Annotated in this window: 39 protein-coding genes, 1 tRNA gene and 1 pseudogene; 9 read left to right on the forward strand and 32 right to left on the reverse strand. The window is 58.5% G+C overall.

All coding sequences use genetic code 11. The features are described from left to right. The first annotated feature begins 52 nt into the window (after positions 1 to 52). A tRNA-Val gene (locus HDE72_RS24325) sits at positions 53 to 127 on the forward strand. An 88-nt stretch (positions 128 to 215) separates the two neighbouring features. On the opposite strand, the gene HDE72_RS24330 is transcribed toward HDE72_RS24325, so the two are convergent. The 27 genes and pseudogenes from HDE72_RS24330 to HDE72_RS24455 form a co-directional block, all read right to left on the reverse strand. Further along, a complete protein-coding gene (locus tag HDE72_RS24330) occupies positions 216 to 1,226 on the reverse strand; it encodes a tyrosine-type recombinase/integrase (protein ID WP_183747206.1) in 1,011 nt (336 codons plus the stop codon). Then, positions 1,112 to 1,474 carry a helix-turn-helix transcriptional regulator gene (locus HDE72_RS24335; protein WP_183747209.1) on the reverse strand — a complete coding sequence of 121 codons (363 nt, stop codon included), beginning with the start codon at positions 1,472 to 1,474 and terminating at the stop codon, positions 1,112 to 1,114. The genes HDE72_RS24330 and HDE72_RS24335 overlap by 115 nt, the downstream gene beginning before the upstream one ends. Continuing rightward, the gene (locus HDE72_RS24340; protein ID WP_183747212.1) at positions 1,471 to 2,097 is read right to left on the reverse strand and encodes a hypothetical protein; all 627 of its coding nucleotides are present in this window, start codon (positions 2,095 to 2,097) and stop codon (positions 1,471 to 1,473) included. The genes HDE72_RS24335 and HDE72_RS24340 overlap by 4 nt, the downstream gene beginning before the upstream one ends. Then, the gene (locus HDE72_RS24345; RefSeq protein WP_183747214.1) at positions 2,094 to 2,345 is read right to left on the reverse strand and encodes a hypothetical protein; all 252 of its coding nucleotides are present in this window, start codon (positions 2,343 to 2,345) and stop codon (positions 2,094 to 2,096) included. The genes HDE72_RS24340 and HDE72_RS24345 overlap by 4 nt, the downstream gene beginning before the upstream one ends. A 1-nt stretch (position 2,346) precedes the next feature. After that, positions 2,347 to 3,234 (reverse strand): hypothetical protein, encoded by an 888-nt coding sequence (locus tag HDE72_RS24350; protein ID WP_183747217.1) that lies wholly within the window; start codon positions 3,232 to 3,234, stop codon positions 2,347 to 2,349. Next, positions 3,231 to 3,464, reverse strand: a complete 234-nt coding sequence (locus HDE72_RS24355) for a hypothetical protein (protein WP_183747220.1) — start codon at positions 3,462 to 3,464, stop codon at positions 3,231 to 3,233. The genes HDE72_RS24350 and HDE72_RS24355 overlap by 4 nt, the downstream gene beginning before the upstream one ends. After that, entirely contained in the window at positions 3,461 to 3,793 is a 333-nt protein-coding gene (locus HDE72_RS24360; RefSeq protein ID WP_183747223.1) for a hypothetical protein, read from the reverse strand. The genes HDE72_RS24355 and HDE72_RS24360 overlap by 4 nt, the downstream gene beginning before the upstream one ends. A gap of 100 nt (positions 3,794 to 3,893) precedes the next feature. Further along, positions 3,894 to 4,328 carry a hypothetical protein gene (locus HDE72_RS24365; RefSeq protein ID WP_183747226.1) on the reverse strand — a complete coding sequence of 145 codons (435 nt, stop codon included), beginning with the start codon at positions 4,326 to 4,328 and terminating at the stop codon, positions 3,894 to 3,896. Continuing rightward, on the reverse strand, positions 4,325 to 5,029 hold the full coding sequence (locus HDE72_RS24370) for a hypothetical protein (protein WP_183747229.1): 705 nt from the start codon (positions 5,027 to 5,029) through the stop codon (positions 4,325 to 4,327). Before HDE72_RS24370 ends, HDE72_RS24365 begins: the two co-directional genes overlap by 4 nt. Continuing rightward, positions 5,026 to 5,442: a hypothetical protein gene (locus tag HDE72_RS24375; protein WP_183747232.1), complete on the reverse strand. Its 417-nt coding sequence runs from the start codon at positions 5,440 to 5,442 to the stop codon at positions 5,026 to 5,028. Before HDE72_RS24375 ends, HDE72_RS24370 begins: the two co-directional genes overlap by 4 nt. Next, positions 5,439 to 5,804, reverse strand: coding sequence for a DNA translocase FtsK (locus HDE72_RS27885; protein WP_311736845.1), 366 nt, complete (start codon positions 5,802 to 5,804; stop codon positions 5,439 to 5,441). The genes HDE72_RS24375 and HDE72_RS27885 overlap by 4 nt, the downstream gene beginning before the upstream one ends. 51 nt (positions 5,805 to 5,855) lie before the next feature. Beyond that, positions 5,856 to 6,752 (reverse strand): annotated as a pseudogene (locus tag HDE72_RS24380) (recombination-associated protein RdgC); the annotation flags it as partial. A 9-nt stretch (positions 6,753 to 6,761) separates the two neighbouring features. Further along, positions 6,762 to 7,175, reverse strand: coding sequence for a recombination protein NinB (locus tag HDE72_RS24385; RefSeq protein ID WP_183747235.1), 414 nt, complete (start codon positions 7,173 to 7,175; stop codon positions 6,762 to 6,764). A 28-nt stretch (positions 7,176 to 7,203) separates the two neighbouring features. Further along, entirely contained in the window at positions 7,204 to 7,896 is a 693-nt protein-coding gene (locus tag HDE72_RS24390) for a hypothetical protein (protein ID WP_183747238.1), read from the reverse strand. Then, on the reverse strand, positions 7,893 to 8,141 hold the full coding sequence (locus tag HDE72_RS24395; RefSeq protein WP_183747241.1) for a hypothetical protein: 249 nt from the start codon (positions 8,139 to 8,141) through the stop codon (positions 7,893 to 7,895). The genes HDE72_RS24390 and HDE72_RS24395 overlap by 4 nt, the downstream gene beginning before the upstream one ends. Beyond that, entirely contained in the window at positions 8,138 to 8,893 is a 756-nt protein-coding gene (locus HDE72_RS27600) for a KTSC domain-containing protein (protein ID WP_311735285.1), read from the reverse strand. Before HDE72_RS27600 ends, HDE72_RS24395 begins: the two co-directional genes overlap by 4 nt. A 25-nt stretch (positions 8,894 to 8,918) precedes the next feature. After that, positions 8,919 to 10,289, reverse strand: coding sequence for a coiled-coil domain-containing protein (locus HDE72_RS24410; RefSeq protein ID WP_183747244.1), 1,371 nt, complete (start codon positions 10,287 to 10,289; stop codon positions 8,919 to 8,921). Then, entirely contained in the window at positions 10,286 to 10,942 is a 657-nt protein-coding gene (locus tag HDE72_RS24415; protein WP_183747247.1) for a lambda exonuclease family protein, read from the reverse strand. Before HDE72_RS24415 ends, HDE72_RS24410 begins: the two co-directional genes overlap by 4 nt. Next, a complete protein-coding gene (locus tag HDE72_RS24420; RefSeq protein ID WP_221291391.1) occupies positions 10,939 to 11,934 on the reverse strand; it encodes a hypothetical protein in 996 nt (331 codons plus the stop codon). Before HDE72_RS24420 ends, HDE72_RS24415 begins: the two co-directional genes overlap by 4 nt. Positions 11,935 to 12,046: 112 nt before the next feature. After that, on the reverse strand, positions 12,047 to 12,298 hold the full coding sequence (locus HDE72_RS24425; protein WP_183747250.1) for a hypothetical protein: 252 nt from the start codon (positions 12,296 to 12,298) through the stop codon (positions 12,047 to 12,049). Then, positions 12,295 to 12,807 (reverse strand): DUF3268 family zinc-finger domain-containing protein, encoded by a 513-nt coding sequence (locus tag HDE72_RS24430; RefSeq protein WP_260176899.1) that lies wholly within the window; start codon positions 12,805 to 12,807, stop codon positions 12,295 to 12,297. Before HDE72_RS24430 ends, HDE72_RS24425 begins: the two co-directional genes overlap by 4 nt. Next, positions 12,804 to 12,935 carry a hypothetical protein gene (locus HDE72_RS27890; RefSeq protein ID WP_260176900.1) on the reverse strand — a complete coding sequence of 44 codons (132 nt, stop codon included), beginning with the start codon at positions 12,933 to 12,935 and terminating at the stop codon, positions 12,804 to 12,806. The genes HDE72_RS24430 and HDE72_RS27890 overlap by 4 nt, the downstream gene beginning before the upstream one ends. Continuing rightward, the gene (locus HDE72_RS24435; protein WP_183747253.1) at positions 12,932 to 13,111 is read right to left on the reverse strand and encodes a hypothetical protein; all 180 of its coding nucleotides are present in this window, start codon (positions 13,109 to 13,111) and stop codon (positions 12,932 to 12,934) included. The genes HDE72_RS27890 and HDE72_RS24435 overlap by 4 nt, the downstream gene beginning before the upstream one ends. Continuing rightward, positions 13,108 to 13,560: a hypothetical protein gene (locus HDE72_RS24440; RefSeq protein ID WP_183747256.1), complete on the reverse strand. Its 453-nt coding sequence runs from the start codon at positions 13,558 to 13,560 to the stop codon at positions 13,108 to 13,110. The genes HDE72_RS24435 and HDE72_RS24440 overlap by 4 nt, the downstream gene beginning before the upstream one ends. A 30-nt stretch (positions 13,561 to 13,590) precedes the next feature. Continuing rightward, positions 13,591 to 13,899: a hypothetical protein gene (locus HDE72_RS24445; protein ID WP_183747258.1), complete on the reverse strand. Its 309-nt coding sequence runs from the start codon at positions 13,897 to 13,899 to the stop codon at positions 13,591 to 13,593. 477 nt (positions 13,900 to 14,376) lie between these two features. Continuing rightward, complete coding sequence (locus HDE72_RS24450) at positions 14,377 to 14,610, reverse strand: hypothetical protein (protein ID WP_183747261.1); 234 nt, start codon at positions 14,608 to 14,610, stop codon at positions 14,377 to 14,379. Continuing rightward, positions 14,607 to 14,888: a hypothetical protein gene (locus tag HDE72_RS24455; protein ID WP_183747264.1), complete on the reverse strand. Its 282-nt coding sequence runs from the start codon at positions 14,886 to 14,888 to the stop codon at positions 14,607 to 14,609. The genes HDE72_RS24450 and HDE72_RS24455 overlap by 4 nt, the downstream gene beginning before the upstream one ends. A 543-nt stretch (positions 14,889 to 15,431) precedes the next feature. Between HDE72_RS24455 and HDE72_RS24460 the strand changes: the two genes are divergently transcribed. Continuing rightward, positions 15,432 to 15,620 (forward strand): hypothetical protein, encoded by a 189-nt coding sequence (locus tag HDE72_RS24460; protein ID WP_183747267.1) that lies wholly within the window; start codon positions 15,432 to 15,434, stop codon positions 15,618 to 15,620. Between the two features lie 397 nt (positions 15,621 to 16,017). On the opposite strand, the gene HDE72_RS24465 is transcribed toward HDE72_RS24460, so the two are convergent. From HDE72_RS24465 to HDE72_RS24480, 4 genes are all read right to left on the reverse strand, one after another. Further along, a complete protein-coding gene (locus HDE72_RS24465) occupies positions 16,018 to 16,359 on the reverse strand; it encodes a hypothetical protein (RefSeq protein ID WP_183747270.1) in 342 nt (113 codons plus the stop codon). A gap of 159 nt (positions 16,360 to 16,518) precedes the next feature. Continuing rightward, positions 16,519 to 17,391: a hypothetical protein gene (locus HDE72_RS24470; RefSeq protein ID WP_183747273.1), complete on the reverse strand. Its 873-nt coding sequence runs from the start codon at positions 17,389 to 17,391 to the stop codon at positions 16,519 to 16,521. A gap of 168 nt (positions 17,392 to 17,559) precedes the next feature. After that, on the reverse strand, positions 17,560 to 18,453 hold the full coding sequence (locus tag HDE72_RS24475) for a LysR substrate-binding domain-containing protein (RefSeq protein ID WP_183747276.1): 894 nt from the start codon (positions 18,451 to 18,453) through the stop codon (positions 17,560 to 17,562). Positions 18,454 to 18,831: 378 nt separating this feature from the next. Then, positions 18,832 to 19,356 (reverse strand): helix-turn-helix transcriptional regulator, encoded by a 525-nt coding sequence (locus tag HDE72_RS24480; RefSeq protein ID WP_183747277.1) that lies wholly within the window; start codon positions 19,354 to 19,356, stop codon positions 18,832 to 18,834. Positions 19,357 to 19,436: 80 nt separating this feature from the next. Here HDE72_RS24480 and HDE72_RS24485 point away from each other — a divergent pair, with 80 nt between their 5' ends. Then, positions 19,437 to 19,760: a transcriptional regulator gene (locus HDE72_RS24485; RefSeq protein WP_183747280.1), complete on the forward strand. Its 324-nt coding sequence runs from the start codon at positions 19,437 to 19,439 to the stop codon at positions 19,758 to 19,760. A gap of 28 nt (positions 19,761 to 19,788) precedes the next feature. Here HDE72_RS24485 and HDE72_RS24490 read toward each other — a convergent pair whose 3' ends face one another. Further along, positions 19,789 to 20,253, reverse strand: coding sequence for a hypothetical protein (locus HDE72_RS24490; protein WP_183747283.1), 465 nt, complete (start codon positions 20,251 to 20,253; stop codon positions 19,789 to 19,791). Between the two features lie 118 nt (positions 20,254 to 20,371). Between HDE72_RS24490 and HDE72_RS24495 the strand changes: the two genes are divergently transcribed. The 6 genes from HDE72_RS24495 (at position 20,372) to HDE72_RS24520 (ending at position 22,692) form a co-directional block, all read left to right on the forward strand. Next, positions 20,372 to 20,659, forward strand: coding sequence for a hypothetical protein (locus HDE72_RS24495; RefSeq protein WP_183747286.1), 288 nt, complete (start codon positions 20,372 to 20,374; stop codon positions 20,657 to 20,659). A gap of 17 nt (positions 20,660 to 20,676) precedes the next feature. Beyond that, complete coding sequence (locus HDE72_RS24500) at positions 20,677 to 20,892, forward strand: hypothetical protein (RefSeq protein ID WP_183747289.1); 216 nt, start codon at positions 20,677 to 20,679, stop codon at positions 20,890 to 20,892. Positions 20,893 to 20,968: 76 nt separating this feature from the next. After that, a complete protein-coding gene (locus tag HDE72_RS24505; protein ID WP_183747292.1) occupies positions 20,969 to 21,235 on the forward strand; it encodes a helix-turn-helix domain-containing protein in 267 nt (88 codons plus the stop codon). After that, a complete protein-coding gene (locus HDE72_RS24510; RefSeq protein ID WP_183747295.1) occupies positions 21,232 to 21,402 on the forward strand; it encodes a hypothetical protein in 171 nt (56 codons plus the stop codon). Before HDE72_RS24505 ends, HDE72_RS24510 begins: the two co-directional genes overlap by 4 nt. Before the next feature lie 154 nt (positions 21,403 to 21,556). After that, the gene (locus tag HDE72_RS24515) at positions 21,557 to 21,919 is read left to right on the forward strand and encodes a helix-turn-helix domain-containing protein (protein ID WP_183747298.1); all 363 of its coding nucleotides are present in this window, start codon (positions 21,557 to 21,559) and stop codon (positions 21,917 to 21,919) included. Continuing rightward, positions 21,916 to 22,692 (forward strand): hypothetical protein, encoded by a 777-nt coding sequence (locus HDE72_RS24520; RefSeq protein WP_183747300.1) that lies wholly within the window; start codon positions 21,916 to 21,918, stop codon positions 22,690 to 22,692. The genes HDE72_RS24515 and HDE72_RS24520 overlap by 4 nt, the downstream gene beginning before the upstream one ends. Positions 22,693 to 22,754 lie beyond the last annotated feature (62 nt).

Below are 22,754 nucleotides of genomic sequence, written 5' to 3' on the forward strand. Positions count from 1 at the left end.
CCGCCAGCCCTTGCAGACGCCGCAACACTTATGCGATAATTCGATCCGCTTAGGGAGGTTAGCTCAGGGGTAGAGCACTGCATTCACACTGCAGGGGTCGCAAGTTCGAAACTTGCACTTCCCACCAAGAATACGCTGTAAAAACAAGTACTTATATTAAAGCCGCCTATCACTGATACGCGGCTTTTTTTGTGGGTGTGATTTCTGGGTGTGATTTAGTTTTTCTGAACCAGCGCCGAGAGCTTGTCCAGTGCCGCCCGTTGCGCATCAACCTGCAGGTGAGCATAACGCTGCGTGGTTTGAACGTTGCTGTGCCCGAGGATTTTGCTAATTGTATAAAGATCAACGCCTAAGCCAAGCATGATGCTTGCGCAAGAGTGCCGCAAGTCATGAAAGTTCACATGCTCCATACGCGCTTTTACCCTGGCCCTGCGCCATGATGACTTCAGCCCGTCGACTGAGATTGCTAGCGGAAAATGTTTAAGCCATGGCCTCAACGCGGGAATGATTGGTATCACGCGCGTTTTAAATGTTTTTGTGTGGCTTGCGGGAAGCCTAATGGTATCGGTACCGATGTCCTCGCTGCGAATCTGGAATAGCTCACCGCGTCGCGCGCCAGTTAGCAGGGCGGCCCAAATTGCGGCCTGGGCCTGCTCCGAGCAATGCTCTGCAATCATGCGCACCTCTGCGACGCTCAAGAAAATTTCGCGCTTGTTGTCCACCCTGACGTTTTCAATTCTTAGGCCGTAATTTTCCGGGATAATGCGGCGGCGCCAAGCAAGTGCCAAACCTTTTTTTGCGCACGCAAGTGATCGATTGATTGTTGCTGGGGCGTATGCTGCTTTCATTTTCTTTGTTTTTGTATCCGGGACTTTCCTGCTCATGTCTCTGATAACATGATCGGAGAACTCTTGCGCCTCACTGGCCTTGTACTTGGCAGCCCACGGCCCTAGGCGCCTGGCATGGTGCTGCGATGTTTCTGCGCTGCGCAGCGTTTCTGAGTGCTCCACATATATTGCCAAAATTTCCGACATGGATGGGTCGCCCGGAATGTTGAGTTGCCTGGCTGTCGGCGATGCCATGCGCAAGATTGCCGAGCGAAGCTCAGCCTCTACGCGCTTGGCATCACTCGCAGTTGCACCTTTCGGCAGCTTTCTGTGAATTCTTTTCCCGCCCGCCTCAATGCCGACGTGCTTTCTTCCGTTTTTATCATCCCAGATGGACATTGGTTGTGTTCCTTTAACCAGTTCTTGCATTCTTCAAGGTCGTAGCGCTTGGAGCGCGCACCGACCGGTGTATATGGCAGCCCCGCCTGCTCCAGGCGGCGGATCGTTGATTCGCTGACGCCGAGCGCAGCGCATATCTGCTGCCTATTCAATTCGCCGGATGCTCTGGCGGGCTTCTTGCCTGCGGCCTTGTCCAGCGCCGCCACCATTTCGGCGATGTGGCGCATTTCGACTTCACTCATGTTCATGGCGCGCTCCCGGTTGCATCGCCCTTGGCGGCAGCATCATATGCAGTCACAAGCGCCAGGTAGTTCAGCTCGGTATGATGGCGGCCCTTGGCCTTGATCAGCTTGCCGGCGGCAGCGAGCAGGGCTTCCAGCTGCGCCGTGCGGGCTTCGGCCTTCTCTGCTTTGCCCGCCCACGCTTCGCCCAGCGCCCGGCTTTCAGCCAGCGCCGCTGCCCGCCATTCGTTGACTTGCTTCACTTCGGCTTCGGCTTTCTCGGCGCGCTCTTCTAAAAATTCTATTGATTGCTGCGCGCCATGTGCTGCCTCAGCTACAAGTTGCGCGTCCCAGGCGATTGCATCGGCATGCTTTACCCACTCGCCATCTGCGTCTTCTTCCATGGCCTTATCCCAGTGAACCATGTAGCCAGTTCCATACTGGGATTCGACTAGGTCAAAGCGCTGCAGCATATCCACGCTCCCCGCAGCTACTGGCGGGGCGATGGCAGGCACTTCAAATTCATCCATCAGCGCCTTGCGCAATGTGGTGCGATAGTCCTGAGTGGGACAATCCACATAATCGTCAACAAGGTCTAGAATTCGCTTGCAGCGGTTGATCTGGATCGACGTTTTGTCGTAGGCGCTCATGATGCCGCCTTGGCAGCGATAGGATCGCTCTTTTTATGCCGCAATGCGTGCCCCGCATCAAATGCGAGTTGAGCTAATTCTTTTCTGTTTCTGACGTTACCTTCAGCTTTCCAGAATTTGTTGAAGGCTTCTACCGCTGAACCCCTTGGCTTGGGTTTGAGCCTATCTTCCAATTCATCGATGCGCTTCCGAAGTTCCCAATTTTCTTTAGTGGCGCTACGGGCCTCTAACTCATCTATTGTAGGCATATTATTTTCCCGCCTTGGCAGCGATAGCGGCGCGGGCAAACGCGATTACGTCCTGAAGGCAACTGAACTCAGTGTCCGAGTAATATCCAGGTTGCCCCATGTAGCGGGAATATTTGTGGAGAATCGTCCGAATTTTCGAATTGCTCAGTTCTTGGGCATCGCCCTGCGCTGCTGGGGCGGCGGGAGCGTTAGCGATAATTGCGGCGTAGTGGTTGAAAGCGATGCGCGGGAAGCCGCCGATATCCAGTTGCGCCATTGTTGGATTATTAATTGGCACCAGCTTCCAGCCATCCGGCACGGCCACGGGCTGCACGGGGGCCCGGTGCTTTTCTTGGCTGTACAAGTCTTGGTAGAACAGGGCGATCTTCTGCCAGTCCACCGGCTCTTGCGCCTGCACCGGGGCGGCTGCGAGGGCGGCGCGGCCAGCCATCCATGCCTTCATCGCAACGCTGCATATCGAACTGGTCGAGCGGATGCCGTGCGACTCTTGAATCAGTCCTTCTGCCATAGCCCACTCCTCAAACGCCGCCCGCTCATCCGCTACCACTTGGGGCGCGGTGGCTGGCAGCGATGAGTACTTCGGTGCGGCCGCCAGCATGGCGCGATATGCCGGCGCCATCGTAGCCAACATGCCAGCTAACGCATCCACGGTCGTGCCTGGCGCCATATCCATTTGCATCAAGACGAGCGGTGCTGCCTGGCGTGCTAGGTCGATATCGGCAAGCGATGCGGTTGGCCAGGATGCGATTGCGGCACCAGCGATGATCTCAGGCGTCGGCTCAATCGGAACCAGCCTCCATCCATCCGGCACGGCCAGGTATTGCGGCGTTGCGGCGACCGAAGGGGGAGCAGCTTGCTCCAGCGTGTCATTGCTATCGTTGTTGATCATTCTGCATGCTCCAAAAAAGTTATTTCACTGGGCTGGCGCGGTGTCGCGTCGCCCATCAGGTAAATCACGGATGACACGCCACCACCCAGCACCTGGGCGCCCATGCCGCGCAGGTAGTGCTGCTTGCCCTCGAACAGCACGGGCTGGCAGGTGTGGATTGCGCGCAGCACAGCGCGGTCCAGCTTGTAGGCGGCCTCGGCCGGGGCCTCTGGTGCTGGGCTGGTGTTCATTGGGCTGCCGGCACTGGCCGCACGTAGTGGGCAACGGGGCCGTCATCGGTATCGAAGATGGACAACAGGAACCAGCCATCGCCGGGCGGCACGGTTGGCTGCCAGTCGATCAGGGCGCTCGGGTCGCCGTCGCTCTCCATGTAGCGATCTGCGAGGTCTGGCGCATCCCCTTCCATCCAGATGCTGGCAGCTTGAACGCCGCATTCCGCCAGCCAGCCAGTGAACGCTTCGGCGCTTTCATCGGTGTCCGGGAGGCTCGCCAGGGCAGGGTGGTAGTAGCTGCCGTCTGCATTGCGTACTATCGGCGCTGCTTCAATGGTCGTTTTCATATTTACCTTTCAGGTTGATGTCTTGGTTGTGCCGCTATGGCGCAGCCATTAAAACTTCCGACCCCATGCACCCCATGCATGTGCGCTGGGTCGGATGCTGTTATGACGCCATCCGTACAGCCCGGCCGCCGCGCCAACGCCAGCCTGGCGCGATCTGGCTGTGGCGCCACATGGCCATGCGCTGCTTGGTTGACGGGCGCGGCCACGGCTTGCCGCCGCACTCCCATTCGAAGCCTTCCCAGTAATCAGATGGCAATTGGGCGTGATCGTAGTGGCGCTCCCAGCCGGTCCGGGAATCGTGACCATCCCACTCGCCATCGAAGTCTTGCCAAGAAACTTCTGGAATCGCGCCGATGCGCTGCCATAAGCCGTATTCGGCGGGGCGGTGATGGCGCAGCCACTTGCCGCGCTTCCACGGATACGGCTCATCAATGACACCAGGTTCGGTCGACGGCGTGTACTTCGTCGTGTCGCCATGGCTCCGCAACAGCTCGACCGCGCGCTTGGCCTGCTTCTTGTAGATGCGCGGGTTCATGGCGCAACTCGCTTGAAGGTAATCGCCCAGCACCACGGATTCATTTCCCAGGCGCCGGCGCCGTTGATTGCCTCCCATAGGTGGCGGTAAAGCTTGAGGTGCGTATCGCAGTCCGAGCAGTCCACGTCGAAGTTGACGCCGCCGCCCGCGCCCAGCGTGCTGCGCAACCCGGTGCCGGCGCACGTCGGGCAGAGCTGCCAGCCATCCTTTGTGCACACTTCCGGGCGCTGGCTGTCGTCGCCATCCAGTTGCATGACGCCCTCGGCCTTGGCATCTGCCTCGCTGCAGTCGTTCAGCCGCTCGACGCGCACCGACACGATCTCCAGCAGGATCCGGCTGGCCCAGCGCGGCATGTGGATCGAAGTGCGCGTTTTGCCCGTGCATTCGCCTTCCGGCGCGGCGCCGTCCGCGTCATACCAGACTTGGTGCGGCTGCATATCGCGCGGGGCCATGTAGTCGGAGCGGCCGCCGTCGCCGGTCGAACGCCACGTCTCACGTACCCAGATGCGGTCGCCAGGCTGGCCGTGCGGGCACAGCTCGGCAGCCGTGCCGGGACGTGGGTTGCCAAAAGGCGGGGTAAGACATGCAACGAGGCCAGGAGTCTTGTGCGTGATGTTCAGGATCCGCCGCGTCTGCGTCTTGCTGCCATCGAGCAGGGCGCGCACCATGGGCGCCTTGAAAAGCATGCCGGTTTCTTTCATGACGCGCCGCCTTTCAAAAATTCATTAATCCGCCCAGCCAGAGGGTTGATGTTTGGCGCCTCGCCGGCGGTCTGGCATGCTTTGACGTGCTCATCGTGCGGCGCCACTACCTCGACCAGCAGCGCCCGCGCCGCAGCAAGCTTTTCTTCCAGGCCTTTTGCGTAGAGGCTCATGCCGCGCGCGCTCCAGCCGCCAGCAAGATGATCGTCGGACAGGCCGTCGAGCGCATTCCAGCAAGCAACCAGGCGCTGCGCGTTGGCCTCGCGCATGCCGGGATTGTTCGCGCCGAAGTCGATGGCGACCGCAACGCCAGCACGGCCATCCATTCCGCGAATCACGGTTTCCGGGCTGCAACCGTCATCCTGGCCGGTTTCGGCAACGAAAAGTAGGCCAGGGGTATGCGCGCCGCTCACGCTGCCACTCCCGACGCGGCCAGTACCGTACGGTCACCGTTCGACGCCGCGACGCTGACCACGCCCTTAGCTTCCATCGCCTCAATCAGCCGCGCGGCTCGGTTGTAGCCGAGGAGAAGATGGCGCTGCACCAGCGACACCGAGGCGCGTTCCTGGGTGCGGACAAGGTCCACGGCCTGGGTGTAGAGTGGATCGTCGGCGCTGCCGTCGCCGGGCGGCACGGCGGCACTTGCGCCCAGCTCGACGGACTCGCCGCCGACCGTGATAGTGGCGGTGGCGCCATCCTTGGCAAGGCTGTTGTGCAGGCGACGCACTGCGGCCGCCGCGCTGCCATCATCGCTGGCCACGCGCTGTGCGCGCACCGGCTCATCGCCTTTTGCTGGCGCACTATCCGCCGGGCGCGTCGCTGGCTTTTCAACATCAGCCTCACCACCCAGCGCCTCGACCAGGTCGGACAGCATCTTGGCCAGCTCGCCGGTCATCAAGGTGAAGTCGCTGTCGAAGCGCTCGTCGGCCGCTTCGCCAATCGCGCATTCCCGCAGTATGTCGAGCGCCTTGACGCTCTTGATGGCCAGGCTCTCGTCCAGCACGAAGCTGATCTTGTCGCTCCAGGTCATGGCCAGGCGCGTGCACTGCTTGCCGGCCGCGATATGGCGGCGGATATCGTCCGCTTCGAGTGTGTGGCGCTTGTATGCCACTTGGGCCTTGCTCTCGCCGGTGGCGCGCATGATGGCGTCCTGGTCGACCGTGAAGCCGGAAGGGGATTCATCGGCTTGCAGCCATTCCGTCATCGCGCCCACCGGCGAGCGCATGACGCGTAGGCTTTCCAGCGGCAGCTTGTCGACGGATTTCAGCAGCAGCTTGATCACTTCATCGGCCTTGGCCGGGCTGGCCGCGTCCACCACCAGCCAGCCATTCACCGGATCGATCCACACGGCCGTGGTGCTGAGAATGGCGAAGGCGCGCGGCAGCAGTTCGTCGGTGACGCGCTCCTTCAATTCCTTCATGGCCTTCTTGCCGGGCGCGAAGCCCTGGGCTTCTTCCATTTCCAGCGCGCGGGCGGCGGCCACTTGGTTGACCACGGTCGACGGCAGCAGCTTCTTCTCGGTTTTCAGCTGCAGCAGGAACTGGCCGCCTACGGCGTGCACCAGCGGCGCGCCGGCGCCGCGTGGTGCGGCCCAGCCCTGGCGCACCAGGTCCATGCTGGTGGCAGGCGTGAACTGCTGCGGCGCCAGCGCCTGCTCGAGCACGGCGGCTGTCATGGCCCAACGGGCGGGAATGCGGTAAATCTGGAGGTTTTTGAAAAACATGGCGCTTCCTTATTCTGAGAATACGACGCCGCGCGCGGCACCGAAGGCATACAAAAATTCAATGAACTGCGCGGCTTCCTTCACGTAGAAGTCACTGGTCTGGACGCCCAGCTGCACGATCCGGCGCCCGTCGAAGCTGGGCGTCACGCGCCCGTCGTGGTGCAGCGGCGCGCCGGCCAGGCGCATTTCGTCGGCAAACTCGTCCACCAGCAGCCGCTTCATATCGTCCGCATCCCACTTGCGCCCAATGTGCTCCACCTGCTTGGCGATCTCGCCGATCATGGCGTGGTACTTTTCTTCCTGGGCGCGCTTCTTCTTCGGCTCGGAAAAGACCACCATCCAGCCGACCGGCGCGGTCTTGGCAAATTCGACCGCCCGGCGCCGTGCCTCGTCGTGTACGAGGAAGTAGGTCTGTTTCGTCATGGCGGCACTCCCGCCGCGCGGCGCGCCGTCATGCTGGCACCGCCTCGGCCGCCAGCCGCTGCGCCGCGTCGTACTTCTCGATTCCCCAGGCCAGCGCATAGCAGCACCAGATAATGCTGTGCGTGTATTCCGTGAAATCGCGTTCGAACAAATCATCGAACTGCCAGCCGCGCCGCTGCGCGTCGGACGGGTCGGTGTGATGGAAATCGTAGGCCGCATATTGTGCACGGTCGCCGCCATCATCCAGCACGCCTATTACCCCATCTTCGACCGCTTCCCACAGTTCGCGTCGCCCTTCCTTGTCGAGCGAGTTGCTTGCCTTGGCGTCTCGCACCCACTGCACGCGATATTCATTGATGACCCGTTTGAACTTGTCTTCATCGAAGGCCTTTGGCTTGCCGCCATGCCGGTTGCCGTCGACCGCGATCAACTTCTCGGTCCAGTAACCCAGGTTTATGCCCAGCTTCCGCCCACGTGACTGGTTGTACGCCCGGTCGGTGCGGAAAAACTCGAACATGTCCGTCAGGCGCTGGAACACGTAAGTGCCCATGTCGCCGGTGTAGCAGAGGTGGCCCGGCCAAGTGATCAGATCGAAGAACATTTCGCTGCTGTCCGGCTTCTTGAATCGTATGTGGCGGTTCACGCCGTCATCGCGGATCACGGTCATCGTGTGTTCGGCGACGTCGCGAAGGAATTGCTCTTCGGGGGAGGTGGCGCTCATGCTTTTGCCGCCTTCAAAGCCGTCACGCGCTCCAGGTCATAGCAGCCGCTGATGCCATCGAGCCAGATCACCGCGCTGTGGCCGCTGAGCACCTGCGCCTCGCTGGTGGTAACCGTCTCGCGGACCTCGCCGCTGTCCAGCTCAACACTGACGGCGGCACCGACCTGGTGCGCCGCGTTAAACTTGTCGCATACGGCCTGTAGCTTGGCGGTCGCCTGTGCCTGGCGTTCGGCGCGCGTGGTCACGCTGCACCGCCCAGGTCGGCCACGTCGATCACGATGCCGCGGCAGTAAGGCTCGCCGTCTTCCACGATTTCGAAGGTGGCGTGCGGCACGTCGGTGCGGTAGGTCCAGCTGTAGCCGTCTTCCTTGGCCCAGAGGGCATCCACGGCGCGCACCTGCTGCGCCCGGGCGAAATACTCCTTGAGCGCTTCGTCGTCGTGCTCGATATCCTCGCGGAACGGCAGCAAGCCCTTGTCGTCGATCAGTGCAATGGTCGGTGCGCCGCGCTCGTCGTCCACCAAGCCACGGAATTCCATCAGGTCGTCGCTGGCGCCGAAGATCACAATCAGGCCGGCTGCCTTGGCTTGCATTTCCTCTTCCTTCAGCATTTCCTTGCCGTATTCGCGGCCCGTCAGCAGGCCGGCTAGCAGCTCCTTGCTCAACGACCGCACTGGCGCAGCTTCGGCCAGGCTGGCCGGCTTGGAGGCCGGCGGCGCTGCGGCGTAGCTGAAGGCAGCCTGGTCGACCTTCGAGTACGGGAACTGGTCGGCGCATTTCTTGATGCGCTGGATGAAAAACGAGCCTTGCGACTCAGCACCCAGGAATTCGGCGAACAGTTCGGCGCTGAAATTCTGGTAGTGGTAGATATCGCTCACGCCCGTGGATTTCTTCGGGTGGAACTGGACGGCCAGCAGGTCCAGTTCTGGCGCATGGCCGATGGCCGCAAACTGGCTGGACTCGACCTGGTGCATGATGATTTGAGGGATGGTGCTCACGGAAATCTCCTGGTGGTTGACTGGCTTAAACGGTGTGTGCGGCTTGTACGTCGGCGATATGGCGGCGCAGGGCACTGCACATGCTGGGGAAATCCGAATCGTGGTAAAGCTTCGCGGCCCTGTCCGCGCCTGCTGGAGCAAAGCCCAGCGACTCCAAGAAAACGGCGGTGACGGCAAAGCCCAAGCGGTCGCCGATCTGGCCCAGGCGCAGCGTCGGCGGCGTGGATGGGCGGGAAGACTTGGCCGTGCCCGCTTCGGCGAACAAGTCGGTTGCCGCCGCGCCGGCTGCCGATGGCTTGGCTGGGATGGCCTCACATACCCGTGCCTGCGCCTGCGCAGCTTGCTGATTGGCGAGGTCGGACAGGCGGCCTTGCTCAGCCAGTGCGGCTGCGCGGTCGCGCTCTGCTTGATCGGTGGCGGCCTGGCGTTCGGTTGCGGCCTTTGCCTCTTCAGCTATGCGCGCCTGCTCGGCAGCCAGGCGATCAGCATCCGCCGCTGCTTTTGCTGCAGCCAACTCGGCGAGTTGGCGGTCGATTTCCGCCTGAGCGAGGCGGTTTTTCTCAGCCTGAGCCTCGGCTTCTTGCTTCAGCTTGGCTGCGGCAGCCTCGCGCTCACGTAGAGCGGCAGCTTCCTGCTCGGCAGCGAGTGCCGCCAGACGTTCGGCCTCTGCCTTCTGTTCTGCGGCGATGCGCTCAGCCTCAACTTGTGCCAGCCGCGCACGCTCGGCAGCAGCTTCGCGCAACTGCGCCAGCTCTGCGCGCTCCGCGGCAATGCGGGCGGCCTCTTCTTCGCTTGCCACCGCTGCGACGTGTAGGCCGGCCAGCTTGACGCTCACCTCGGCGACGACCTTGGTGGCATCGCGCTCAAATTCAGCAAAGCGCTCTTCGCTCACCACAATGGCTGCCACGGACTCAATGACTACCTGGATTTCTGCGGCGGTCTTTCCGACCAAATCCAGTGGGCTGTCATGAATCGTGGAGATATCGGCCTGGATGGCTGCAATGCGTTCGCGCTCCTTTGCAATCGCTGCCTGCTTTTCGGCCTCAACTTTGGCATCGTAGGTATCGCGCAACTCGAAAACGCGGACTTCCTCTGGGGTAATCAGCGCAATCAGTTCCTTCTCTTTGGTGATGACCGCCTTGCTAAATTCGGTTGCATCCTTGCGGGCCGCCTCGGCCACAGCTTTAATGCCGGTGCGCAGCTTCAGCAGGTTCATGGCTATGCGGTGCGCCTGATCGCGCCCAGCTGGGTCGATTACGGCGGTGATATCGGTAGAGGCGGCAACCTGCTCTTTGATTTTTGTTTCGTAGTCGGCGGCGCCCAGCGCAACGGCAGCGCGCTGCGGTAATGAGAGTGCAGTGGTGGTTGGTGCTGCCTGGGTGGTTTCGGTGATCATGCTGCCTCCTTGAGTTTGAAAAGAATTTCCCGGTCCGATACGCGGCGCGCAAACGCGGCCAGGTCCAGCACCATTGCGTCAATAAAGTTGTCGTCGCGCATTACGCGCTTGATGTATAAGTCACTGCCGGCGTTGGCTAAGTCGGGCACGTACATGATGAAATCGCACCACTTGCGGGCTGTGATCCACATGCCGCCTTGCATCTGGTGCATGTATTCACTCAGATCGCCCGTCTCCAGGATCTCGACGATCTTGACGCTGTCCACTGGTGCCTTGATCTCGATCAGGCCGTCATTGCCCACAAAGCCGTCCGTTGAATAGCCAAATAAGCCGTCGTCGGTCAGCACCAGGCCCGCCTCAGTGACCATGCACTCAGTGCGTGCCTCGTAAGCCATGCGCGCCAGACGCTCCATTTCGTGGCCGCGATCGAGCACCCAAGCTTTGACTGGTGCGCCATAGGGTTTGCCGCTGATTCGCTCGATGGCCAGGTCAGCAGCGTACTTATCGGATGCGACGGACGGATCGCCAGCCTTGCGTTTTCCGGACGCGCGAGACAACTTGGATACAGCATCGGCGTAGCAGGAGGCTGTAATTACGCCAGCGCGGGCCTGATGCCATTCGGCCGTACCTTGGGCGCATGTGATGAATTTCATGCTGCCCCTCGAGCTTTCTGCGCGCGCGCCATCAATGCGTCGTAATGAGGAGCAAGCGTGTTCTGCGTGGATTTCGATAAACTGCCCCAGCTCGCGGCGAAGACCTCGACACCATCATCGGCGACTACCTCCATGTCTGCGAGAATTTCGGCTGCAGCAGCGGAGAGTGGTTGCGCCGCCGGCTTGGCCGCTGGCTGCGCCGCCTTAAGTGTCTCTCCTCGTGCGGTAACGGCAGTCTTGAATGCATTCGATGCCGTAGCATCCTTTGCCTCATTTATGGCCTTGACGCCGGCCTTCCATACAAGAGCCAAGTCTTCGGCAGTTGGTGCGGCATTTGCCTTTGCCACCCATTCGATTGCCAGGGCTGACAGCGCAGGCTCGCCCGCATCTTGGCTGCGCAGCTCTTCTGGTAGGTCTTCGATGTCCTGCGTAAAAATGTCAGATGCTGCTGTGACGTTCAATGTCATCGCAATCATGGCGCGCTTGCAGGCCATTTTTAGGACCGTATTTGACAGATCAGCGGCTTCAGTTCGTACCTGTGTTGCCTTGCCGCCGTTCTTGTAGAACTTCAGGCGCCGCATTATTTCAGGCGTCAGGTTGAATTCTTCAGCGCAAACGGCAGCGCGCCACTTGTATTTCTCTTCGGCCGATGAGCATTCACCCACACCTTCTCCCAGCATGATGTCGGACACCTGATGCTGGCCGATACAGGTAACGCGGAAGCGGGCCACCAGGTCGGTGCTGAGATCGAGGATGCGATAGATCGGCGCGATACGGAACGTCACGCACAGCACTTCGGCGCCGGGTTTGTAGAGGGTCGGCTTCGGTGTGCTAGGGATCGTCCCGTAATGAGTATCCTTCTTCATGATGCCGCGCATGACTTCCTGCACCAGGTTCACGCGTTCCCGAATCTCGACCAGGGAATAGCGGTGGACCTCGGCGGCGACCAGTCCGGCGCTCTCGCGACGCGGCATTTCGATTACTTCGTTCATGTCTGTTTCCTTGTGAGTTTTATAATTTCCGCTTTCAACAGCGCCAGGCGGACGGCGTAAACGATGGCGTGGCCGGCATGCCAGTTGCGTAAGACCTGGCCGGCCACATCCATCACGGTTTGACTTTCGACGGCCACTGCGCCTCCCGGTGGGCGCGACCCAACTGCTGCAAGCGCTCGCCGGATGCTTCGAGTTCGATCATTGCGTCGATCTTTGCGCTGATCAGTGCCTTGCGGATTTCGTCCTGGCCGGCCAGTTCGCGGCGCACGCCGGACAGACGAAGCTTGTTCATCCAGTGCTGATAGCGCGCCCAGTGGTAGCGGCTGGCGGACGGCAGGCGGTGGAGCAGGGTGGCGAGCTTCATGACTTCACCTGCTGGGCGACACGCCGGCGGTAGCATTGGCGGGTAACTTGCCTACACATGACCAAGTCAAACCAGCCGATATGACACTCCTCCGCGTTTTCAATCCGCAGGGCGTCGGCCAGCCAGGCATATGCTTCGTTTCTGGTCATTTCGCCGCTTTGCCAGATTGGATTGAATGCCGCTTTGGCATCCTTGCGCGCCTTGCGCAGCTCGGTGTTTGCGAGCGTGCCCAGTGGAATGCCGGTGAGCGGGTGCAGCCCGACATAGCTGTTGCAGTCACTGTCTGCGCATCTGTAGGCCCAAGGCCATTCGCCATATGGGCGGCCATAAATCTCGCTGTTGTTTACGAGCTCGACGGTATCGCCGCAATATGGGCACTCAATTGGCGCGGGCAGCGGGTTCTTGACGCGTGCCGTGGCGCTGCGCGATGGGTTTTGCGGCGTGACCGGACCGGTGCGTGGCTTAACCATGCCCGCCTTGGTCAGCGCCTTTTGCATGGTGCCGATCATGGCTGCACCATTGCCGTGACGCCCAGGGCGCCGTCGTCATAGGCGGCATCGATCAGCGCGGCCAGGTTGCCGATAGCGGCGTAGCTGTACGCCGTGCTGGCGGTGCGGATGGTTATGATGTAGCTCACAGGCCGCTCCTTGCGCTGCCTTGGCGCTCAGCGCCGCTTGCGCACTTATAGATGCCACGACGACTCAGCTTGCGGACGGCGCCTTCGCGGGTAATGGTCGCGGTCATGTTGGTCACGTCCTTTAGCCATTCCCACTTGTGCTTTGCGCCGAGGGCGCATTTCACGGCGGCGCTCATGCTGCACCGCCCGGCGCTGCCAGCCATGCGCCATCAGGATCAGGAACGAAGGTCAACGCCACGCGCCAGTCGTAGCCGGTGGTGATGTATTCGTTTTTGTCGTTGCCGATGTGGGCGCAGTCGCTTACTTCGCGTACCAGCCAGCCTGTCGGTACGCGCAGGCGTGAAAAGCTGGCATCCTTTTCATTGACGCGCTCCCACTTGGAGCCGATATGGGCCGCAGCCGCAGGCGGGGCGAGAAACTGAATCATGTCCGCGCCAACCTGATGCACACTGCCGTCGGCGCGCTCGATGATGGCGACCGCGTAATTGCCGGCGCCGTTCTCGAACTCTTCGTAGGAGGCGCCGAACTGATGGAATGTAGCCATGCCATCCTGGATGCGGACGTTTTGCGGCTTGCCGTCGCCACTTCTTTCTTGAATCCACTTGAAAACTTGAACTTGGCGCATGGCCGCTCCTCTGGTTGTTTTGGGTGTTGTTTAAGCCGCTGGCGCGAGCGCCGCTGCGATGCCTGCGTCTTCGCCGACCACATAGCGACCAGTCGTGCGGCCGCAGAAGGGGCAGTGGCTGGCGACGCACGGCATTTCCTTGCCCTTGGCGCTGGAAAAACCCTTGCCGGTACCGCGAATACGGAACGGGATATTGATCGTGCTGCGCATGCCCATGTCATCCGTCATGGCGATGCCGGTGGCTTGGCACTCGACCTTGATATCGCTGCCAGCTTTGGCCACGATGAATGGCGCGCTGGCCAGTTTGTTTTCGATTGTTCTTACGCAGTCGCAATTCATGGTTCCGCTCTCCTGTTTATGATCTGGTGCCCCGCTGGGAGTCGAACCCGGCCGCTAAGCCATCCTCCGAGTTAGTGTCCTCGGCGCTCTCCACTGAGCTAACGGGGTTTTCAATCCTGCGTACGCCAGGAAGCGCGTGTGGCGGCCGGTGCTGACTGCTTCCGGCTTACTCGGTGCGATGGCTTATCCCCGAGTGCTTGTTGTATCGGCCTTTGTCAGGACTGCGATTTCCATCCTCAACATCACCGCGCATCAGCCTGCGCATTCACCACATGGCTGCCGACTGCCCCACCAATCCGCCCACCCGCTTGCACCAGCATTACCTGTGTGGTCTAGGTTCCTCGGCAGTCAGCAGCCATGTGGTTCCTGCGCTTGCCCTTCCGGGTCACCTGCGCAGGGAGGCGGGCATCCTGATCCCACAGGGCAGTTAATCGGGCTGCCAGTCCTGTCCCGCCTTGCCTACGGCGCGGGCGACCGCTAAACCTTTGCCAGCTCCGCAGTCCATCCCAGCTCGCGGCCATAAAACGTGCCAGAGCAGGCCAACATGCGGGCATCGATCCGTGCCAGCTCATGAGCACGACTTGCGCTTCCAGCCCAGGCGCTACCTTCGTAGGTTCCATCCTCGAACTTGATGCGCACGTCGTACTTGCGCACCGTGGCGCGGGCTGGCGCAGGCTCAAACAGGGCAGGGATGGCGTCACGGGCACTCATGCTTTTTTCACCAATGCCAGCGCTTCGGTGGCAGCGCTGATTTCATCAACCGAGATTTCCCGGCCGGCAGCATCGGCAGCAACCATGGCCGACAGCGCCGCGACCAACGCTTCATGCGAATTCACCGCCGCGACGATCAACGCTTCCAGCTCGTTTGCCGCGCCGACGCCGACAGCTGACATGACCTCGACAACCAGGGCGCCTTCTTTGCTGACGATTTCGCGGTGGCTGGCGCGTTGCAGCGGCAGCAGGGCGCGGACTTTGGAAGTGACGTTCATGGTGATTAGCCGCGCACTTCAATGCGAACCACCGGGATGACTTCGCCGTGGGCGATGAGGACTGCTTCAAGTGCTGCGAGTTCTGCTGGGGACATGGTTTTCTCCGGTGGTTGCTGTTCGATGGAATGAATAATAGCAAAGCTATTTTTATTATGCAATAGCGATGCTAGTAAAATCTGTTAAAATTCATCCGTCGCCAAAATTTCAGGCGGCCGCAGCACTCGTCGGGAATCGCCGGCAGGGGTGTTGGGATAGGCGTACTGTGAGGATGGTCTGAGAGACGCACGAGGGTGACGAAGTTAGCGCCCTAGACCGAAGAGGCTGACGAGTCATAAAGACGTCGTACTGGTCTATATGTAAAGGCTCAGCTAAGGATGGCTGAGTCTTTCCCGCCACCTGGTAGGACTTTGAAGCGACCGGCTTTTGACCTTAGAAGGCAAGATCAAAAGCGAACTTCAAGAGCAAGATAAGGGACTTTTTGAGTACCCATAGAGGGGAAATAAAAGTAGAAAATAATTCGAGCCCGCTTGGGCGAGGAAAAATATGAGTGCGCCGCCGAAATATATGATTCAGCTTACAAAGCGAAGCTCTGGTAGATATCAACTGAAAGTTGTCGGGCAGGGGGGTGTTATTAAGGGAGATATTAAGGCGCTGCAAGAATTGACGCAGGCCATTAGCTTGCTCCTCGCAACTGCAAAGAAGGCTGAAAATACGTCGCCAGAAGTCGATTAAGAAATGGGACGGCCTGCGCCACCCCACACTCTTAGGAAGAAAGCCAACTGAAAATCTGATGCAAAATTGCTGCAACAGCCCATAGGTTGACTTCCACCTTTATTGCTTTACATGTCAGCTTAAACATGGCGTGAGCCTCATTTATGCCGGCAGGCCTGCCAACAGGTTAGGGTCGGCATTTATATCGCGCCTTGCCAGGCGCTAGCCGGTGTAGCTGCAGCTACGATGGCGCGCTACAACGTAGGCACCGCCTCCATTGCAGTTCGGCATTGCCGATCTCGCCGCTCAGTGCCATATCCATGTCCTCCGAGCTGCTACGTCAACACCTTAAGCGGATTGATGGTCCGCAGTCCGGGAATCACCCCAGATTCTTTTTTCACCCACCGCGGCGGGCTTGTTATTTTTTCAATCTCCCTAGAAGTCGCTTTTCAGCCTCCTCTTTTGTTATAACGCTATTATCTCGCGGGTCTTGATATCCTATTAAATGCCAGGATTTGTAAGGCGGTGGGTTGCCGACTTTTCCGCCTGCAAGCAGCGTGACGCGCACATGCTCCTTTTTGTACTCAAGCATCTTGGTTACAAGTGGAGGTCGCGGCTTTTCATACTCGCTTGATCTTACTGAGTCTGGTTTGCCGTATTTAGCTATCACCTCGTCTGGTTGGAGGATAGGCAAGCCATCCGCAGCAAGTGCGGGAATCGTAAGACTGAGCGCTAGGAGCAAGCCAAAAATCTTGGTCATCGTTATTGATGTTGCGGCATAGGAGCGTGCCGTTGCGCGCATCAATTATATGCAAATTTACAACATGAAATCTATTCAATAATTGCAAATCCGAATTAAAAAGCCCGCGTGGGGCGGGCTTCAATTTTTGCTTGCAGTTGAGGCTCCGCCTTGGAGCGATTATTGCAAGAGCTCTTTTGAGAAAACCTTGCCAGTTACGGAGCTATACAGCCAAACCTGCGACAGTTTCATCACAAGGGAGTCACCATTCCAAAGCAATTCTATCGGGTTATCCATTGTCGGCTTTATCATGTTGCCGTATCTGGAAAGAAATGGGGACTCTAGCTTCGCGATGTAGAGAATGCGAATTGCGCCCTTGTTTAGTCTTGCATCATCGGGTGAAATCTTAAACGAGAAATCTGAAGGGATGCCAGTCGAGGGGCCCTGGGACTTAATATTCGCAAATGTAATTCCGCAAGCATCATAAACGGAGCTTGTTATTTCAACTTTCTTTCCATACCCATTTTCCCCGATGTACTTCTGCGTGCTTGATAGGCTGCTATTGATCAAGGCCGAGGAAAAGAAGCCCTCTCCAATCATGGTTGTTCTGCTGCCGTGAGACAACATGCGTACCGTCATTGTTTCAGTATCCGCATTGTAGTTAGGCATAAGCAAGGGCTTATCTGGCGACATGGCTATTATGCTTGAGCCATTTAAGTTGCCATAGATGGGCTCAGATTTGACGTGCTCGACACGCTCAGCGTAAGCCTTTGTGGATTCAAATTCATCTTTTTTTAATTTGAATGCCTTAAGCCTGTCTGAGATCGCAATGCAACTATGTCCACGAAAGTCAATGGGGAGGGTTTCGGCGTTCGCATCAAATGGGTCTTGGGAGAATGCCGCTAAATCACTCACCTTTTTCTGTGAAGATTTCGAATCCGCTCCCTGTTTTGGTTGTGTTGATTTTTTTGTTCCCTTGTTCGATGCATCTTGGGCCCATGAGGATCCGTGCAGCCCGCAAGCGAGCAGCAAGAGCGGTAGTATTTTTTTCATTCTCGTCCCAGTTTAGTTGGCGCAGACCGTTGCGCCGCAGCATTATATAGAATGCTAATTCTATGAAAAGTAGCAAATTATTGCATCAAATATGTTGCTTGCTGCACAAGTGACGGGCTGATCCATTGCGGATTTGATGAAAAACAACAAAAATATTCTATCCAACAATCACGCAACTCGTGACTTTATGTGTTGAGCAAATAACGATGCTACCTCGCCCAAATTATCGAGATTTTTTGCGAGCAAATGGAAATCCAGGCGCGCCCACTTGTCGGCAAGCGGAATCATTTTCACCGGATATGTGCGTGCTGCCTGCCTCGCAATTGATTCGACGGTCACGCCAATTCCAAGCCTGGACCGTGCGATAATTTCAGCCTGGGCCGCCAGAGTGTCAACGGTGACGCGTGAGCGAACCAGGAGGCTTTCGGGGGCGTGATCCGCGATGTATTTAGTAAGGCGCAGATCGTGGTGAGTCGAAACAAAATCATAGGGCAGGGCGTCGGCCAATGCTATTGCGCCAGGTCGACGCGCAAGCTCATGGCCATCCGGCACAATTAAGCAAATCCGCTCCAGGCGGTAGGGAATCGAGCGCAGGCCGTGCCCAGCTGGCGGGTGCGGAAACAGCGCCAAATCGGCCTCTCCCGATGCTACCAGGGCGGCGACCGCATCGAAATCCCCGCTGACTACTGCCACGTCAATTGCGGGATGCGCCTCCAGGAACTCCCCAAGCACCGCTGGCAATTCGCCTATTAAAACCGTGTCCGAGCATGCAAGTCTAAGCGTCTGTCGGCCGTGGCGCTGCCGCCCCTGCAACAGCTCATTCATCCTGCGCAGCTCGTCAGCGATGAGGGTGGCGGACGCGGCCACGATCTTGCCGGCCGGCGTAAGTTCGAATCGGCGACCACTTCGAATAACCAGGGATTCCCCGACAATTTCCTCAATTCTATTCAGTCGATTCGTTGCTGATGGGGCTGCCATGCCCGCGCGTCGTCCTGCCGCAACCAGGCTCGTTTCCATCCCAATATGTCGCATCAGTTCGAGGTCGCGGAGTGTCAGCATCATGAATCCTATTTGCGCAGGATTCTAACCAACCGTCACGGAATTGAAATGGATAGACGGTAATTGTGACGCCCAATTAACGTTCTCGATAATTCAAGTTATCTATTTCGGCAATTTCGAAAAATTGGAAACTCGGGTACGCTATTTGTTGCTCGGCGGATAAGTGTGCGTTATTTGCAAATCCGCGCCCGATTAATTTGAGAGTTTGTGCGGCCGTCCTGTTTTCATGCGCGACCGGCCCGCACGCCCAGGAGGCGTTCTAGGATGGAAAACATAGAGAGGGTCATCGCGGCCTACAAGGCAATGGATCAGCGTAGGCGCGAGGCCAACTTGCGAATGATGGAAATTGACGCGAAACGCCACCCTGACCGGGCGCGACTTTTAAGACTGGTTGTCAACGATCGAAATGCCCCGAAGCGCTGAACGCGGCTCACCTTCGGCCACCGTCATGATCCTCTCGCGGCCAGCATCGTCAGTGGTGCGGTACAGATCAAGGAGGCGCGCCTCATCATCGCGAATCCATTGCGTGTGAGCGGTCGGGGGCGACAAAGGGCCGGGCTCTGGCTTGGAGTAGTCAGCGACAACTTGCGAGCCAATTGAGCCAACGGCCTCAAAGGCTTCGGCTGGCTGACCCGTGTGTGAGGCAGCAGCTGCAATTTCTTTTGCAATCGTTGGGCTGATCAACTCAACGTTCACATTCAAGCCCCGCGCAAAGGCGGTGGCTGCCTTGATGTTCAGCGGGCGATGGCCAGCAACGTACTGCCACACCATCCCTTGAGAGCCAATAGCATATAAATCACCAAAATCCGCCTGGGAAATTTTCGGTTGACGCGCGTCAAACAGCGCCTTAAGGCGCTGCGCATCTGCTGCTTGCCAGTCTTCCAGTGCTTTCGGTTCTTTTTTCATGAGCGAAGTATAGCTATGCTATTTAAAGCCGCAACGAGCTTTGCTATTGACTTACGTACTAGCAATGCTATTATTGCGCCATGGACCTTAAAAATTACCTCATTGCTACGGGCGTGAAGAAGGCGGACTTTGCCCGTGCGATCAATATCTCTGCCGCTTTACTCCATCAATGGATTGAGCAAATCCGCCCGGTAGCGATTCGGCACTGTCCTGCTATCGAAAAGCAGACCGGCGGCCAAGTTGCTCGCAAAGATTTGCGCCCGGATGACTGGCACAAGATCTGGCCCGAACTGGCGGAGGGCGATCCTGGCCACGCCGGCCGCCAACCCCCATCCCCAACCAACATCCTCGACACCATCCCGCTGCACTCCGTTGTTGGCATCGATCCGCGAGGTTCGTCATGAGCAAGTTCGAACTCATGCAACTTGCCAGTCATGTATTGATCGTGATCGGCAGCTTTATCTTGTACCGGACAGGAATCCACATGACGCGGGTATGGAGCGAAATGAGGGCTGAGCTTTCAGTACTCCGGGGCTTTATGAAAAACCAAATCTCAACGGGGGAAGTGGAAACGCGTGATGGTGCTACGTCGATCGGCCCTGGCAAGGATTCTAGCCAGCCTCCGTCTAGCGAGAATTGCGCCTTGCCCCCTGGCTCATAGATGGACTTGAATTTAGCGATCTCGGCTTTGCGGGCTGAAATTCCAATGAATTGCACAGGCAGCTCCGCCGGATGAATTTTTAGTCGAACTAGCAGTTCGTCATTCCGTGTCCTGCTAATACTTCCATCTAGATAAGCTGCACTCAAGGCTCGCTGGGTCTTGTACTGCAAAAACACCAATAGCCCTGTGGCAGCAGTCGAGATTGCAGTAAGAGCTTCAAAAACATTGAAGGCCAAAGCGATTCCTTAGTTGTTTATATGAAATATCTAATTTACCACACCTAAATGGACAAGCATTGAGCACTACCAGCAACACAAACACAAACCCTGCAACACCGACCACCAGGAGATAACCATGAAACACAAGCAAAAACGTACCGCACTCGTCAAAAGCTACATCACGGACAGCAACAAGGACGCCTTGCAAGAGGCCTGCGCCGCCCAGGGCAAGACCGTCAGTGACGTGCTCAACGAATGCACCATCGTAATCATCCGCAACCACCTGGATGCCAAACCGAAGCGCAATGATAGCCCGCCGTTTTCGAGCGGAGCTAGGCCCAAATCAGGAAACAGTAAGACCCAGTTTCCGGCATCGCGCCCAAGTTTCGGCCTGGTACCGCGCATCACTCGCCTGCGGGTTTAACGGCATGGAGGCAGCTATTGAATAAACAAACCGAGGCAACAGCCGAGGAAAGGGAACTCATCTTCCAGCGCTCCCTGAGCTACCGGCAGGCGGAAAAAGACCTGCAGGGAGCCAGGGACGGGGAGGGTGAGGAAGCGGCGAAAGCCGCGCATAAGGCGGCACGGAACAAGTGGCGCGATGCCACTGACCAGGTGGCGCGGAAATATGAGGTGCCACGGCGCGAGCCGCCATAACGAACCCGCACCCAACAGCTACAGCATCACATGGCCGGAAACGGCCACTTTATCCACCATCAATTAGGACTATGACATGACACAAGCAAATGCAACAACGACTTCCACCTCGCTGAACAATGCCCAGGGCAACAACGACCTGCTCGATACGCTGGTGCTCCAGCACAGCCTCAAGAACGACGCCGCCCTGGCCCGCGCGCTGGAAGTGGCGCCGCCAGTGATTTCCAAGATTCGCCACGGCCGCCTGCCCATCGGTGCCTCGCTGTTGATCCGCATGCACGAAGTGTTCGACGTGTCGATCCGCGAGCTCAAGCGTGTTGCTCGTGCTGAGGTGGCGGCTTGACCGGGGCGACACATTCCGAAGAAGGCAGCGCGCCGGCGCAGGACGGGCAGGGCGCCTCGGCCCAGCACGACGACCAGGCCGAGCGCATGCAGCAGATCGATTTCGGCCACGTCCGTGCGCGAAAGCACTACGAAGCAATGCTCAAAGAGCTGCTGGCCGGGCAATAAAAAAAGCCCGCTGGCAGGCGGGCTTCCTTGAAACGCTATAAATCCCGAAAGAATTTATGAGCCAATTGTACACCACCAATGCTGCTACTAACACTCAGGCCGCGCCTGAGCAGCATCAAATGCACGCGCATGGCGAATTTGCGTGGGGTCAGCCATGACGACCACTATCCGCAATCACATCAACAGCGACTACCTCAAAAGCGAACACGCGGCCGACCTTGTATCCACGGTCAAGCGCTTTGGCGCCGCAACCATCGTTGATCTCTCTATAGACCTGGGCATGCACCGCGAATCCGTCCGCAAGCGCCTGACCGCCCTGGTCGACGCTGGCAAACTGGTCATGATCGAGGCTGCCTCTAAGCATTCCGGCGCGCTGTACGGCATGCCGGACCTGGACGAGCAGGCCGAATTCGACCTGTACCGGACCCGCACCAACAATTGGCCACGCGGCCAACACGGCCGTGATTGGCTGGTTGAGGCGATGTTTGGTGCGCCGGCGGCGGAGGTGCGCCCATGAGTCGCACCCTCACTGAAGAGCGCTTCCTGCGCGATGTTGCTCACCATGAGCTGATCGTGATCCGCGACGACGGCGTGAACCGCCACATACGATTCAAGAAGCCGGACAGCAGCGACATGTTCTTCGACCTGATCACTTGGCCGGGCCACCTCTGCTACACCGGCGACATGGGCACTTACGTCTTCAAGCGCCTGACGGACATGTTCGAGTTTTTCCGCACCGACCGGGCGTACAACCAGTCACGCGGGCGGAAGCTGGGCATAAACCTGGGCTACTGGGCCGAGAAGCTGATCGCGGTCGACGGCAACAGGCACGGCGGCAAGCCAAAGGCCTTCGATGAAGACAAATTCAAACGGGTCATCAATGAATATCGCGTGCAGTGGATGCGAGACGCCAAGGCAAGCAACTCGCTCGACAAGGAGGGGCGACGCGAACTGTGGGAAGCGGTCGAAGATGAGGTAATAGGCGTGCTGGATGATGGCGGCGACCGTGCGCAATATGCGGCCTACGATTTCCATCACACAGACCCGTCCGATGCGCAGCGGCGCGGCTGGCAGTTCGATGATTTGTTCGAACACGATTTCACGGAATACACGCACAGCTTCCTCTGGTGCTGCTACGCGCTGGCTTGGGGTGTTGAAAAATACGACGTGCTGAAGGCCGCCGCCGAACTGGCGAAGAAGGCAGCGGCTGCGCCAGCAGAAGTTCTGACTACCAGCCCGCCGTGCGCAATCTTTGCTGCACCATCGAGCAATGACGAGGTGCGCCCATGATGCCCTCCCTCAAACTCGCCCGTGACCAGCGCGTCTGCGACCTGGTGATGGCCATGCTGTTT

Origin of the sequence: Janthinobacterium saanense, assembly GCF_014200675.1 — a bacterium.
Classification (GTDB): Bacteria; Pseudomonadota; Gammaproteobacteria; order Burkholderiales; family Burkholderiaceae_D; genus Janthinobacterium.